Source organism: Streptomyces sp. MBT53, from assembly GCF_016654115.1.
Lineage (GTDB): Bacteria > Actinomycetota > Actinomycetes > Streptomycetales > Streptomycetaceae > Streptomyces.
In genome coordinates this window covers 1-13,804 of sequence record NZ_JAEQAZ010000209.1, presented here as the reverse complement: position 1 = coordinate 13,804, position 13,804 = coordinate 1, and the positions used below count along the sequence as shown (strand labels likewise).

The following is a 13,804-nucleotide window of genomic DNA, read 5'->3' as shown; positions in this document are numbered from 1 at the left end:
CCCTTTGCCACAACGCACTCAACATCGGCCGCCTGAGCAAAGATCAGTGCTGGCCTGGGAGTTCGAGACCGATCTGTACACGGTTTTGCCGGTCCGGTGGCACTCCATGCGGCGCCCCGGCCCAGAGGTCGAGGCCCAAGTCCGCGGCACGGACCAGGACGCTGTCGTTGCTGCGTTCGATGAGGCTTGTGCACAGGCTGTGGATCGGGCGAGGAACCCGGAAGGATATGGAGACATCGACAGCTACTGACCCACCATCAAGTGCGGTCCAAGGGCCAGCTCAGGGTTCGATCAGCGCGACGGAGCCCGGCACCGCCACAGGTTGCCGGGCCCTGGTGCGCACATCAGTCGACGAGATAGTGGGCTTCGACGTAGGCGACGGTGGAGCCGTAGGGCTCTCCCACCGGCTTCAACATGTACCGACGGAAGACCGCGGCCGTGGCACGGCGGACGCCGCGATTGCGAGCCTCAGCGTTGTCCCACGACTGCGCGAGGGTGCGCTTGACCACCTGATCGATCTCCTGGGCCAAGTTCTGCTCCGTGACGGTGAGTCCGGGCGGCGCGTGGTCACGGATGATCCGCGACAGCACTCCTACGTGGTCATCGTCCAGTACGACGGCTTCGTCGGGGTGCTTCTCCGCGTTCACGATGGCACGGGCGACCCGGAGTGCTTCGGCCAGGAACTCCAAGGCGTCCTGGGCGTTCTGGATGATCCGGTCCCGCAGCTGCCTGATCCGCTCTGCCAGGGCGGTGTACTTCGCGGACCCTGGTTCGACGCCCTTCTCGAGGGCCGCCTTGATGTGGTCCAGGATCTCCGCCGCAGACGGCGGCCTCTTGTCCTCGCTGTCGTCCTTGCCGGGCTTGGGACGGACGAGGGCCAGCAGCTCCTTGAGGATCGTGATGCCCTGGGCATCCAGGACGAGGGCTTCTTCTTGGGAGGCGGCCACCGAGAAGGAGTAGACGTGGGCGTTGATTATCTCCAGGACCATCGGCCCCAGCTCACCCAGTCGCTCCTTCCTTTCCTCGTCGGAAGACTTCTTGAACAGGGTCGTGTACGCAGACCCGAAGAGCCCGAACCCGTCCTGGTACTTGGTGACCCGCTTGTCCGTGTTGATGAGCGGGTACAGGCGGGCGAGGAGCCGGTAGTTCTTGCTGAAGACCTCGGAGGCGTCAGGGTTGGCGTCCAGGAAGGCGTTGATGACACGGACGGACTCGTATCCGTGGGCCGTGAGATCGAGGCCGTCGACATCTGCGAGGAGGTCTTCGATGCAGGCGAAGGTGGTGCGGAACTCGGCGACCAGGTCGGTCAGGTCGGTGACGAAACCGCCGCCCTTGCCGGCGGACCCTTCCGAGGTGGGGTCGACGACGGCACGCTGGACCTCTTCGGCCAGGCTGATGTAGTCCACGACCACGCCGGTGGTCTTCACGAATCCGGCCGGGGACACCCAAGTGCGGTTCGGGCGGGTGATTGTCTGGAACAGGTTGTGAGCCTTCAGCGGCTTGTCCAGGTAGAGGACGCCTTCGTTGGGGGCATCGAACCCAGTCATCAGCTTGGCCGTCACGACCAGGAAGCACAGCGGGTCATCCGGGGTGAGGAATCGTCTCTTCTGGTCTTCCTCGTCGACCTCGGAGAGCCGGTACGGCCGCATGGCCGCTTCCTCGGTCTTGGCGTCCGAGACGTGGATGTTCACCTCTGCGGTGATCCGATCGTGCTTGCCGACCTCGGAGAGCACTTGCGACGCCCCGAAGCCGGCCAGCAGCTCGTTGATCTTGTCCGTGTACTTCACGGCCAGCTCACGGTTGTAGGCGACGACCTGCGCCTTGAGGCCGTTGCGATAGGTGCCCGCCAGGTAGTGGTCCACGATGTCCTGGCAGACCGTGTGGATGCGTTCGGGGTTGGCGAATACCGAGGTGAGGCGCCCGAACTTGCGGGACAAGGTTTCACGGTCGGGGTCGTCGAGGTCGAATTCGTCGGCGAACTGGTCGAACTCGGCCTGCAGTTCCAGGTCGTTCATCTCGAAGGTAACCGGGTGCGGGTCCAGCATGACAGGGACGGTTGCCTCGTCCTGCAGAGACCGGGACACCGAATACCGGTGCAGCACCCTGTTTGGGTCGGTCTCCTCACCGAAGAGGGCGAAGGTGTTGGTGGCGAGGTTCCTGATGGGTGTGCCGGTCATGCCGAAGAACTTCGCGTGCGGCAACGCTGCGCGCATCTGCCCCGCCAGGGACTCTTCCTCGGACGACTGGGTGCGGTGTGCCTCATCGACCAGCACGATGATGTTGCGGCGGGTCGACAGGTTCTTGCCGGCGTCGGCGAACTTGTGGACAGTCGTGGAGATGACGCCGCGCACATCGTCAGCCAGCAGGGAACGCAACTCCTTACTGGTGGAGGGCTGGTGGAAGTAGGCGTCTCCCATCGCGGAGGTGAACACCCCGGAGGTTTGCCGCACGAGCTGGGTCCGGTCCGAGAGCAAGATGATCGTGGGCGACTCGGTGCGGGTGTCAGCCAGCAGCAGCGAGGCGGCGAACACCATCAGCAGCGTCTTCCCGCTGCCTTGGTGGTGCCAGATCAGACCCTTCTTGCCGTCAGCCAGGACCCGTCTGTGGATCAGATGGGCGGCCTCCATCTGTGGGTAACGGGGCAGGTACTTCTTGTCCGCCCCGCCTCCAGAGGTGTCGAAGAGGGCGAAGTTGGCGAGCATGTCCAGGACCGTGGCCGGGTTGAGCAGCAGCTCGACGGAGCGCTGAACGTCTGCCTGCCCGGACAGATTCTCGTCGTCGTCAGTGGATCGGAACGGCTGCCACAGGTTCAGGGGCGCACCAGCGGCACCGAACCGCAGCTTCAGCCCGTCGGAGGCGACAGCGAAGACATTGGGGGTGAAGAACCACGGATACTCGGTGGCGTACACGTCGTTGATCTCGCGTGCGGCGTCGGCCCACCCGGACTTGGCGGTCGGTGACTTCACCTCTACGACAACGAGGGGCAGACCATTGGCCCAGTACACGAGATCGAACCGGCGGGGGGTCTTGCCGGGGATGGTTATGGTCACCTCGTCCGACACGACCAGGGTGTTGGTGGTCGGGTGCTCGAAATCGATGACCTTCAAGGCGTGCCACACGCCGTCGGCACCCCGGAACTCCTTGTGCCCACGCACCAGTTCCAGCACCTGCTCGTTGGCTCGCACCAGCCCGCCGTCGACGGCATTGACCGTGGCGATGATCTCCTCGACCACGGCTTCCACGTCGAACCCGCCGATCACCCCAGGGTTGAGCCGGACGATGGCGTCCCGCAGCTGGCCGGCGAGCACCGTTTGTGTCGTCTCACGTGGCAGCGACCTGCCCGCTTCGAAGCCCCACCCCATCGGGAGGGACCACTGGATCATCAGGTTCTGGAACTCGCGTTCCGCGATCCCCTTCGCCATCAGGCGACCCCCACCTCGGCTGACTCGATGGTGATTGTTCGATCCAACAATCCCGATAGCAAACCGGTTCGAACCTGACGGAGACTCGCGGCCTCCGCGCGCAGCGTGATGACGAGCGCATCGACCGCCGCAGCACGCTCAACTAGTGCTGTTTGTTCCTCTGGTGAAGGCACGGGCATTTCGCGAGCGATGTATTCCTTTACCGACAGATTCGTGATGCCAGTCGTGCGGCGTGAGTAGTTGCGAGTCAGCCCAAATACCCAGTCGTGTCGGAGTCGCCAGAATACGTACTTTGGGAGCGCCCTCTCAGGGGCTACCCGCATCAGGCGCTGGAAGTCGGTAGGCACGCACGGCGCTAGGCCGGGGCCCGCGATAGCGACTCTGCCGACGGGCTGCTCGGGTGAACCGCCAGATCGCTCCAGGATGATGTCCTGCTCCTGCACCGTCCGGGTGTCAGCCTGCTTGGTCGTGAACGACCGTACTGGCGAGCCGTCGGTTACGAAGTCGGAGGTGCCGGGCGCGTAGATGCGAGGCCCAAGCGCGAGGCGATCAACTTCCCCTTCACCCTCAGGCTTGCCCCAGACGCCCCCGATCACATGGGAGCACAGGTCAACAATCCGATGCGGTGTACCCGTGACGGTCGCGAAGTGCTCTGTGAGCACCGAGTTGAGAAGCCTCCGCGCGATGCTGGCCTCGGATTCAAGTGCAGCAATCTGGTCGTCTACCGCGCCGATAATCTTCACGACCCGCTCCTGCGTCGGCCGCGGCGGAATGAAGATCGGAGCCTCTTTGAATACCGGAATAGTTGTGCGGCGACGCCGAGCGATAGAGCCGATTGCGCGACTGTCAAAGTACGGGGTGAGTACACCGCCTTCGAGGACCATTCCCCAGAACCTGGAGTCTTGGCCCTCGCGAACGCGGAACACTGGGTAGACCGGAGAGGTAACACCGGCACTGTCGCGAAACCATTGCCCAATAGCTCCGGTCCAGAGGAGGTAGGGGTTCCAGGCGATGTCGAAGGGCTGGAGTACCTTGTATTTGCTCGTGTCCTCAGTAGCGACTCTCTTGTTGAACACCTCGCTCTGGGGAACGATGCCGCGTCCTTCGGTGACACTGAGGACCATCTCGATAGCCTTGTCCTTGTTCCGGACATCGACGTGCTCGAGGACGTCATCTAGAGTGCCTGGCTTCCACCCGGTGGGCTCAGTCATCGAAGCCCTCGATCCCTGTGGCCGTGAGGACCTGCAGCATGCGAGCCTCGGCCTGCCGTCGATCGGCCCGGGCGAGGTTGTAGGCGTCGACCAGAACGTCCAACTCCTCCTGCTCAGCTGTGGCGTGCTTGATGTAACGGCCGATGTGGAGGTCGTATTCGTTCTCCGCGATCTCTGGCAAGGCAACGAAGCGGGCGGTGAGCCCTTTACCGTCATCGAGTTCGGTGGGGGAAGCGACAGCGTTGAAGCTGGAATGGTAGGCAGCCACTGTATCGGCGATATCGGAGTCGGTGATCGTATTGCGGTTCTTTCCAGGCGTGAACCGCTTTGATGCGTCAATGAACAGCACACCTGCCCGGCGTTCCGGGGCCTTGGTGCCGGGGGCGCGGAAGACGAGGATGCAGGTCGGGATCGGCGTGCTGTAGAAAAGATTCTTCGGCAGTCCGATGACGGCTTCAAGTAGGTCGTCGTCCAGGACACGCTGACGGATGACTGCTTCCTGGCCACTTCGGAAGAGGACGCCGTGGGGGAGGACGACACCGGCGCGGCCCTTCTTCGGGTCCATGCTGGCGATCATGTGCTGCACGAATGCCCAGTCCGCCGATGACTGTGGAGCAATCCCGCCGAGGGCGCGCGGGTCATTGGTCCAGGGCTTCCACTTGAGGCTGTAGGGCGGATTGGCGACGATCACATCGAATTGCTTGACGGATCCGTTCGGCTTCTTGAAGCGAGGGTCCCTCAAGGTGTCGCCGATCTCGACCTTGAACTCGGTCAGGTTGTGCATGAAGAGGTTCATGCGGGCCACACCCGCGGTGTCCGTCACAGCCTCCTGCCCGTTCAGGCTGAGTGTGTATCCACGCCCGCCTCGGGCCTTGAGGAAGTTGGCGGCGGCAATGAGCATGCCGCCTGAACCGCAGGTCGGGTCGTACACCGACTCGTGGTTCTTGGGGTCCAGCAGTTCGATGATCAGCTCGACGACCTCGCGCGGGGTGAAGAACTGGCCGGCACGAGTACCGGACCCGTCTGAGAACCGCTTCAGCAGGTACTCGTACGCCCCGCCGAGAACATCGTGGGACATATTGCCCGCGTGCATTTTGGGGACACGGTTCATCGTCCGCATGACCGACGCCAGCACCTCCCCCGGCAGCACCGCTTCGGAGGTCCACGTCATGGACCCGAACAGACGGGAGAACTTGTCAGGGTTGGCCGACTCGATGGCCTGGAGGGAGGCGCGCACCCGCTGGCCGAGGCCGTGCTGGGCGACTGTGGCGAGGATGGATGACCAAGAGGCGCGGCTCTCGGCAACAGTGCCAGGGAAGATGAGGGGGATCTTGAACGTCTGGTAGTTGCTGTACTCGACCTCGTCGGCTTCCTCGGCTGAGAGGTCGAGGGCCTCGTTGTCCTTGAGGAAGGTCTGGTGAGTGTGCTCCCAGGTATCCGACAGGTACTTCCAGAACATCAGAGGGAAGACGACCGAGGAGTACTGCGCTTCGGGCATCGCCACGCGCAGCTCGTCGGCGGCGTCCCACAATCGGTTCTCGATCTCTTGCTGGGTCACTGCCATCAGTTGGGATCCTTGCTCGTGTCCGGGTGGCGATCTCAGGGCCGTGGAGCTGCTGCGGGGCATCCTATTTTGTCCCTCTGACAGTGAGGCTTTGATCGACCACTTCTGCTGGATGGTTCGGGGAACTGACTGGGGCTGTGGGGCCATGCACGTTGCTTCGGAGCCCTATGCGAGCCGTCCAGGGCCAGACATGGCAGAGCGCCGACGAAGCCCATCCGTGGTTGTCCATGACCGTCCGTCCTACGTAACTGAGACTGAGACCGAGACGGCCAACGACGAAGGGCCCCACCGCAAACGGTGGGGCCCTTCGACATCGTGTCCGGTGAGGCACTGGCGGAGGATACGAGATTCGAACTCGTGAGGGGTTGCCCCCAACACGCTTTCCTGCTGTTCGTCTGGGGGTTCTGGGGCGTACAGGAGCGTTCTGACCTGCAGTGCAGCTCACTTGGGCGGGGCATCTGAACGGTGATGGCAGTGAACGCAAACGGAACTGCAACCATCGTTTACCTATCTGCCGTGCTCCGGGACGTACCACTGGAGGGCTTGACCGGTCACTGCGGCGATGCACTCGAAGGCGTGATCGCGATGGAGCAGGGTGAGCCCCTGCAGCTCAGCTGTTGTAGCGACGACGAGGTCGACCGCTTCCGCACTCGGTGTCTCCCTGCTCGGTGATGGGGCAGGTCGCGATGAGTCCGGCCGAGGTGGCCTGGTCCCAGCCGTACTCCTCTGCGTCCTCGCGCATGAACCGAGCGAGCGCGCTGGTGTCGATCAAGAACTGGGCCGCGTTCACCGGCGGTGGTTCACCTTGTTCTCGAACAACTCCAGATCGAACGCGCCGTGGCCGGCCACGGCCCCAGCCGGGCGACAGCCAGGGCGCGACGCCGGTTCTCCACCACCTCGCGAAGAGCGGTGTTGACCGTCTCCTTCTTGGTGTTCGTCCCGAGGGCCTTCGCCACGTCCGCGACCAGTTCGTCGTCCAGGTCGATAACCGTCCGACTCATATATGCCTCCTGATACCAAATATTGGGCCAAGTACATCTCGCGAGGTGCCTTGTGCGGCGCCATCGGACGCCTCGGCCTGGCCACCGGGTCCTACGGGGGCATCACGCCCTGGATGCGGGAGAGTGCGAAGGCGTGTTCCGTATCGCGCAGGTGGCACGAGGCATCAAGGTAGGGCGGGTCCCTGAGGGTATGTACGGTTCGGTTGTCCGAGGTGACGATGCACTCAAGCGTGATGGCCGCATCGGTGTCCGTTGCGAAAGGCACGCCGCTGCCGAAAGGGTCGGGTTCCGGTGCGGTCGGCTGAGGCCGTGAGCAGCCGGTCGGCCGGCACGTAGAGGCCGGCGCCGGCGGACTTGTCCGCGGCACGGGTGAGGGCCGCGCCGTCCGACGTTCCTACGCGAAGAGAGGGACGGCAGCGGCGCCCCTGTGCGCCAAGAGCTTTTCGATGCTCACCGTTCCCCAGTCGGACTCGGCGAGGGGAAGCGTGGCCAGGGGCGCACAGTGCGGTGAGGCCGCTGCGGGTGGGCTACCGCTGACCAGGACCGTCGGGGCGAACCGCCGCAGGGCGAGCCTGGACAGGCCGCGGGGGCGATGCGCACCCGTCCCTGGCCTCGTGCGGTGTCGGCGATGAGACAGGTCAGCGGCTGCGGCAGGGCCGCCATGGCGGAGCGGACTGCTAGGTCGGCCCCAAGCCTTCGGTGACCGGGCCGTGTTCTGCCTGCAGCCACTCGACGAGCTCCTGCAGCCGGTCGCGGCCACGTTTGAAGCGCAGCGCTTCGGCGGCATAGGCAGAGAGGCCTCGCCCTGCCGCGTCCGAGCGGGTCTGCAGGCTCCGGTTCGAGGCTGCGATCGCAGCGCTCTGCGGCGGATGCCAACTGTTAACCCCGCTCTCGGATGACTCGAGCGTCGGCAGTCACTTCTCGATAGAGAAAAGCGCAGGTAGTCGCTGCCGTGGTATCAGCTACGCCTGGATGCAGTGGCCTTGTTGCTTCAGTGGAGTGCATGCGCACTCGCAGTGCGCAGTAGGTTGCTCCGGCGGTTCAGCTCTACGGTTCAGGGGTCGAACAGCGGGCAACACCAAATGGGGGATACATGGTTGCGGTGTCAGACGAGCGGGATCCGCTGATCACCCGGTCGGAGATCGCGTCGTACGCAGGAGTGGAACGGCCGACCGTATCCAACTGGGCGCGGCGGCATCAGGATTTCCCCATCCCGATGCGCTCTGGTGGCGTGGAGTACTTCCGCCTCACCTCGGTTCTTCGCTGGCTTGGTGGCCGGGGGATCCCGCGGGCGCAACTGCGGGTCGATGAGCGCTTCGGCGCCACCTACCGAGAGCGTGTCCTGAGCGGTTGGCGGGCGCGGAACGGAGCAATCGACCCCGTCAGCCGAGCGGAGAGCACAGAAGGGAGTGGGGAGACCGACAAGCAGTGTGTCAGCGAGCTCATGGGGCCGCTTTCGGATCGCGTTCGGGGCTCGGCTTCGATGGTGGACTACCTGACCCTGCTGCTTTCCCTCATCTTCCTACGGGGCAGTGAGCCCCGATGGAGTGCCCTCCAAGCTGCCGCCAGAGCTGCTACGGGGCCGGAACACATCGCGGGCCTACTGCACCGGATCGGTGATGCGGCTGACGATGAACTACGGCAGTACGGAGTGTTGCCAGGGATGCGGGAGAGTCTCAGACGGCTGGAGCCCCGAACCTATGGCGATCTCGCCCGGACGGTGCGACTGGCGGGAGAACTCCATCGAGGAGCCTTCCGCCTCATCCTTGACGAGTACGAATCCAGGGCCGGACTCCGTAGCGGAGAGTTCTTCACCCCCAAAGGGGTGGTGCGGCTGGCCGCCGAACTCGCCCTGGACGTCGGCGAGGGAGGCAAGTCGGTCTACGACGGGTACGCCCGTGGTGGTGAGATGTTGGCGGCGGCGGCCGAGTACGTGGGCGCGCAGACGCCCGGGTTCTCGGTGAGGGGCGAGGCGCCCGGTCGCGACACCCTGCGGTTTGCCGGGATGCACCTGGCTCTGCACGGGACGTTGCCGAGGCTGCGCAGCACCGTGAACTCGCCATGGAGGGCGAGGACTGTATCCGAGCCGTTCGCCGACGTGGTCATGATGAATCCCCCGTTCAACATGACCGACTCGGCGGGGTCGGGCCGACGGGACGGTGTGTGGGAGTTCGGAGCTCCGCCCAGGGGCAACGACAACTTCGCTTGGCTGCAGCACGGGATGGCATACCTGAGAGACGAAGGACGTGCCGCGGTGGTGATGCCGGTCAAGGCCGGCAACTCGGTCAATGTGGCCGAGCGCGAGATCCGCCGGAACATGATCGAGAGAGGAGTGGTCGAGTGTGTGATCGCACTGCCGCCCAACCTGTTCTCCGCAACTCCCGTGCCGGTGTCCTTGTGGTTTCTGCGGCGCACTGAACAACCAAGCCCCGAAGTCCTGTTGGTCGATGCCCGACATCTGGGGACCAGGCAGGGCAACCGGAACGTGCTTGAAGCGAACGACCGGCAGGTCATCATGGATGCCGTCCGGCCATGGCTGTTCCGGCAAGTGCGGCCAACTGCGGGCAGCAGCCTTGAGCCATACACGGTGTTGATCCCGCGAGGTGCGTTCGCCGCTGCCGACTACTCACTGAGCCCCATTGATCACATCACCACCAGGCGTCTTGAAGAGGGGGGCTCCCTCGACGCAGTCGCGGCGGCACATCAAGAGAGTGTCAACCTTCGTGAGGTGGTTGACACGGTGGACGAGGCGGCGGCTGCTCTCAGCTGGGACTGCGGCGTGAGCCAAACCGCGCGCCACGGGCGTCTGCCGTCGGCATGGGTTGAAACCACCCTGGCCGAGCTGTGCGAGATCCAGCCGGGGCCTTCCTATAGCCGCCTGGGTAGGAACGAGCGCTCGGGTGAGGGGCTGGTGCCCATTGTCCTGCCGCGTCAGCTCGAGGACGGCAGGATTGTCGCTCTTGACGGCGAGAGGGTCTCCTGGGAGACAGCTGAGAAGCTGAAGAAGTTCTGGTTGCAGCCCCGGGACATCGTCTGTGTCCGGTCTGGAGCCATCCGGGCCCCCGCGATGGCAACTGCGGAGCAGGAGGGCTGGTTGCTCAGCCCCAATGTGGTGAGACTTCGGCTGTACGAGCACGCCGTGGCGGTGGACCCCGAGTACCTCTTGGACTATCTCGCGTCGCCACGCTGCATGGAGTGGATGAGTAACCGGGCGGCAGCCACAGCCGCCCCCTCCCTCAGTCGTGATGCGCTTGGTCACTTGCCGGTCCGGCTCCCGCCGCTGGAGCAGCAGCGGCGGGCGGTGCAGATGATCAACAGTCTCCGCGATCAGGCTTCGGCTCACCGGGAGTATGCGGAGTCGCTCTCCAGAGCCCGTGCGGAGCTGGCGAAATTCCTGATGAACGGACCGGTGGATGCCTCGTGATCCGTAGCAGCGTGTTCTCTCCCGACCCTTCGAAAGGAACCTTTCGTGTCCACGACTCCGCCTCCGGCATCCTCCCGCACCTGGGCTCTGTGGTTGGGGATCGCTGCTCTGCTGTCAACCATCGTGGCTCTCTGCGTAGCCCTGCTCAAGGTTCGTGCCGGTGCTGACACGACTGACGTCGTATTGTCCGCCGGTGCGGGGTTCGCGGCATCGGCCGGTCTCTGCCTTGCTGTGCCGGCAGCCGTACGAGAGCTGAAGCGGCTCGGATGATGTGTGACATCCGGTCGTCTGGGCTGACCAAGGACATGAGGTTACGTGTAAGCGAATGCCGCAACAGTTCAGAACGTCACTGTCCGCGAGATCTGCTTGACTCGCTGACGAGCGTCACAGATGGGGAGGGGATTGCAGGATGCCGTTGGAGTTCGGGCTGTGGCGAGTGGATGGCCAGCCGGTGCGGGTTGCTACGCGACCGATGTCGGTGGAGTCGAAGCTGGAAGACCTCATCGAGGCCGATCCGGAGATCCTGGGGAGACCGCTCCTGCTGATTGGTCGTCAGGTGCAGACCGGCCACGGTAAGTTCATTGATCTGCTCGGCATAGACGCCGAGGGCGGCTTGCATATTCTGGAGCTCAAACGGGACCGCACTCCCCGGGAGGTCGTCGCGCAGCTGCTCGACTACGGTTCGTGGGTCCAAGCGCTCAGCAACGAGCAAGTGCGTGAGATCCACGGGGCGTACGCGCGTAAGCGCGGACTGGCGGAGGAACTGGACGAGGCGTTTGCGCTTTGCTTCGGCAGTAGTCCGCCGGAGGCCCTGAACGGCACCCACACCCTCACCGTCGTCGCGAGTGAGGTCGACGCGGCGACCGAGCGGATCGTCACCTATCTGGCATCCGGCTATCAGGTGCCCCTCAACGTACTGTTCTTCCGCTGCTTCGAGGATGAGGGGCGCGTTTACCTGGCTCGCACCTGGCTGATCGACGACGCCGAGGTAGCGGCGCCGTCCACGGGGACCAAGGCACGCGGGAAACAAGAGCAGTGGAACGGCACGGACTGGTACGTCTCCTTCGGTGACGAGTCAGGCGGCCGGAGCTGGGAAGATGCCCTCCAGTACGGCTTCGTGTCGGCCGGTGGTGGGGAGTGGTTCTCCCGGACGCTCCGTTCCCTGCCTGTGGGAGCGCGGGTCTTCACCCATATCCCAAAAGTGGGATACGTCGGCGTGGGTACGGTATCCGGCGAGCCGCAGCCCTTCGCCGACACCGTCCTCACCGTTGGTGATGAGAGCCGACGCATGGCCGACCTTCCCCTCAAGGGCGGCTACCGCCCGGACCGCGGTCCGACGCAGGAAGGGAACACCGCGGACCGTCGCGAGTGGATCGTCCCGGTTGAATGGGAACAGGCCGTGCCACGGGAGAAGGCGTACTGGCGGACGGGCCTCTTCGCGAACCAGAACTCTGCCTGCAAGCTCCGCGCCCGCTTTACGATCGACGAGGTCTCCCGCCACTTCGGCATTGGTTGACAGCCCGAGGCCGGCCTCAAGGCGGCGAACGCTCATTGGGGCAGCCCTGGCTGCCCCAGAACCCAACGAAGACAAGAACTGAGCCTGACAACGACGAAGGGCCCCGCTGCGAACAGCGGGGCCCTTCGACATCGTGCCCGGTGAGGCACTGGCGGAGGATACGAGATTCGAACTCGTGAGGGGTTGCCCCCAACACGCTTTCCAAGCGTGCGCCCTAGGCCACTAGGCGAATCCTCCGCGGCAAACAATACAAGACGTTGAGGAGTGCTCGCGAACTCGTTCCCCCCGCTCAGATCCTGTAGCCTGTGCGGAGCCCCTCACGCGGCGCTATCTGACTGAACTCCCCCAGGGCCGGAAGGCAGCAAGGGTAGGTTGGCTCTGGCGGGTGCGTGGGGGGCGCTTGCGTTCGCGGCGGTTGCGGTGGGCGAGGCCGCCGTCGGCCCCCGTTGTCAGTGGGCGCCTATAACCTCGTACGCGTGTCGTCTCTCGCGCTGTACCGCCGTTATCGCCCGGAGTCGTTCGCCGAGGTCATCGGGCAGGAGCATGTAACCGACCCGTTGCAGCAGGCGCTGCGGAACAACCGGGTCAATCACGCGTACCTGTTCAGCGGGCCGCGTGGCTGTGGCAAGACGACCAGTGCGCGGATTCTGGCCCGCTGCCTGAACTGCGAGAAGGGGCCCACGCCCACCCCCTGCGGCGAGTGCTTGTCCTGCACGGACCTCGCGCGCAACGGGCCCGGTTCCATCGACGTCATCGAGATCGACGCCGCTTCGCACGGTGGTGTGGACGACGCCCGTGAGCTGCGGGAGAAGGCGTTCTTCGGGCCCGCGAGCAGCCGTTACAAGATCTACATCATCGACGAGGCCCACATGGTCACGTCGGCCGGCTTCAACGCCCTGCTCAAGGTCGTCGAGGAGCCCCCGGAGCACCTCAAGTTCATCTTCGCGACCACCGAGCCCGAGAAGGTCATCGGGACGATCCGGTCGCGGACGCACCACTATCCCTTCCGGCTCGTGCCGCCCGGCACGCTTCGCGACTACCTCGGCGAGGTGTGCGGGCGGGAGAACATCCCCGTCGAGGACGGCGTGCTGCCCCTCGTCGTGCGCGCGGGCGCCGGTTCCGTGCGTGACTCCATGTCCGTCATGGACCAGTTGCTCGCGGGGGCGAGCACCGACGGTGTGACCTACGCCATGGCGACCTCCCTCCTCGGCTACACGGACGCCTCGCTCCTCGACTCCGTGGTCGAAGCCTTCGCCACCGGTGACGGCGCCGCCGCCTTCGAAGTCGTCGACCACGTCATGGAGGGGGGCAACGACCCCCGCCGTTTCGTCGCCGACCTGCTGGAACGCCTGCGGGACCTGGTGATCCTCGCCGCCGTGCCCGACGCCCTCGAAAAGGGCCTCATTGACGCCCCGGCCGACGTCCTGGAACGGATGCAGGCGCAGGCCGGCACCTTCGGCGCGGCCGAACTCAGCCGCGCCGCCGACCTGGTCAACACCGGCCTGACCGAGATGCGGGGCGCCACCGCCCCCCGCCTCCAACTGGAACTCATCTGCGCCCGCGTGATGCTCCCCGCCGCCCACGAAGTTGACGCCGCGTTCGAGCCGGTCGAGGCGGGCCATGACGGACTGCTCGTCGCCGTACGCGGCGGGGAGCATCACGCGGG

6 protein-coding genes, 1 tRNA gene, 1 other RNA gene and 2 pseudogenes are annotated in these 13,804 nt (G+C 64.9%); 4 read left to right on the top strand and 6 right to left on the bottom strand.

Features of this window, described 5'->3' with window-relative positions; all coding sequences use genetic code 11:
• Window positions 1-344 precede the first annotated feature (344 nt).
• The 5 genes and pseudogenes from JHN45_RS43530 to JHN45_RS43510 all read right to left on the bottom strand — a co-directional run bounded on the left by JHN45_RS43530 (window position 345) and on the right by JHN45_RS43510 (window position 7,198).
• Window positions 345-3,422, bottom strand: coding sequence for a type I restriction endonuclease subunit R (locus tag JHN45_RS43530; RefSeq protein WP_201054862.1), 3,078 nt, complete (start codon window positions 3,420-3,422; stop codon window positions 345-347).
• Complete coding sequence (locus JHN45_RS43525; RefSeq protein ID WP_201054861.1) at window positions 3,422-4,633, bottom strand: restriction endonuclease subunit S; 1,212 nt, start codon at window positions 4,631-4,633, stop codon at window positions 3,422-3,424. The genes JHN45_RS43530 and JHN45_RS43525 overlap by 1 nt, the downstream gene beginning before the upstream one ends.
• Window positions 4,626-6,197 carry a type I restriction-modification system subunit M gene (locus JHN45_RS43520; protein WP_201054860.1) on the bottom strand — a complete coding sequence of 524 codons (1,572 nt, stop codon included), beginning with the start codon at window positions 6,195-6,197 and terminating at the stop codon, window positions 4,626-4,628. The genes JHN45_RS43525 and JHN45_RS43520 overlap by 8 nt, the downstream gene beginning before the upstream one ends.
• 507 nt (window positions 6,198-6,704) lie before the next feature.
• Window positions 6,705-6,987, bottom strand: a pseudogene (locus tag JHN45_RS43515) (hypothetical protein).
• Window positions 6,984-7,198: pseudogene (locus tag JHN45_RS43510) on the bottom strand (type II toxin-antitoxin system VapB family antitoxin). The pseudogenes JHN45_RS43515 and JHN45_RS43510 overlap by 4 nt, the downstream one beginning before the upstream one ends.
• 1,483 nt (window positions 7,199-8,681) lie before the next feature.
• On the opposite strand from JHN45_RS43510, the gene JHN45_RS43505 reads away from it, so the two are divergent.
• Together JHN45_RS43505 and JHN45_RS43500 are read left to right on the top strand one after the other, a co-directional pair.
• Entirely contained in the window at window positions 8,682-10,622 is a 1,941-nt protein-coding gene (locus JHN45_RS43505) for a type I restriction-modification system subunit M/S (RefSeq protein ID WP_201054858.1), read from the top strand.
• Between the two features lie 409 nt (window positions 10,623-11,031).
• Window positions 11,032-12,138, top strand: coding sequence for an endonuclease NucS domain-containing protein (locus JHN45_RS43500; protein ID WP_201054857.1), 1,107 nt, complete (start codon window positions 11,032-11,034; stop codon window positions 12,136-12,138).
• Window positions 12,139-12,287: 149 nt separating this feature from the next.
• Here JHN45_RS43500 and JHN45_RS43495 read toward each other — a convergent pair.
• Window positions 12,288-12,375 (bottom strand) — tRNA-Ser (locus tag JHN45_RS43495).
• A gap of 71 nt (window positions 12,376-12,446) precedes the next feature.
• On the opposite strand from JHN45_RS43495, the gene ffs reads away from it, so the two are divergent.
• Both ffs and JHN45_RS43485 read left to right on the top strand, forming a co-directional pair.
• An RNA gene (ffs, locus tag JHN45_RS43490) (signal recognition particle sRNA small type) lies at window positions 12,447-12,545 on the top strand.
• 69 nt (window positions 12,546-12,614) lie between these two features.
• The coding region (locus JHN45_RS43485; RefSeq protein WP_307783357.1) for a DNA polymerase III subunit gamma and tau at window positions 12,615-13,804 on the top strand (1,190 nt) is incomplete at its 3' end.

What these genes read in the sequence shown, in the direction of transcription:
- JHN45_RS43500 (WP_201054857.1), top strand. Translation starts at nt 11,032, where the DNA reads ATGCCGTTGGAGTTCGGGCTGTGGCGAGTGGATGGCCAGCCGGTGCGG.
- JHN45_RS43530 (WP_201054862.1), bottom strand. Translation starts at nt 3,422, where the DNA reads ATGGCGAAGGGGATCGCGGAACGCGAGTTCCAGAACCTGATGATCCAG.
- JHN45_RS43505 (WP_201054858.1), top strand. Translation starts at nt 8,682, where the DNA reads ATGGTGGACTACCTGACCCTGCTGCTTTCCCTCATCTTCCTACGGGGC.
- JHN45_RS43525 (WP_201054861.1), bottom strand. Translation starts at nt 4,633, where the DNA reads ATGACTGAGCCCACCGGGTGGAAGCCAGGCACTCTAGATGACGTCCTC.
- JHN45_RS43520 (WP_201054860.1), bottom strand. Translation starts at nt 6,197, where the DNA reads ATGGCAGTGACCCAGCAAGAGATCGAGAACCGATTGTGGGACGCCGCC.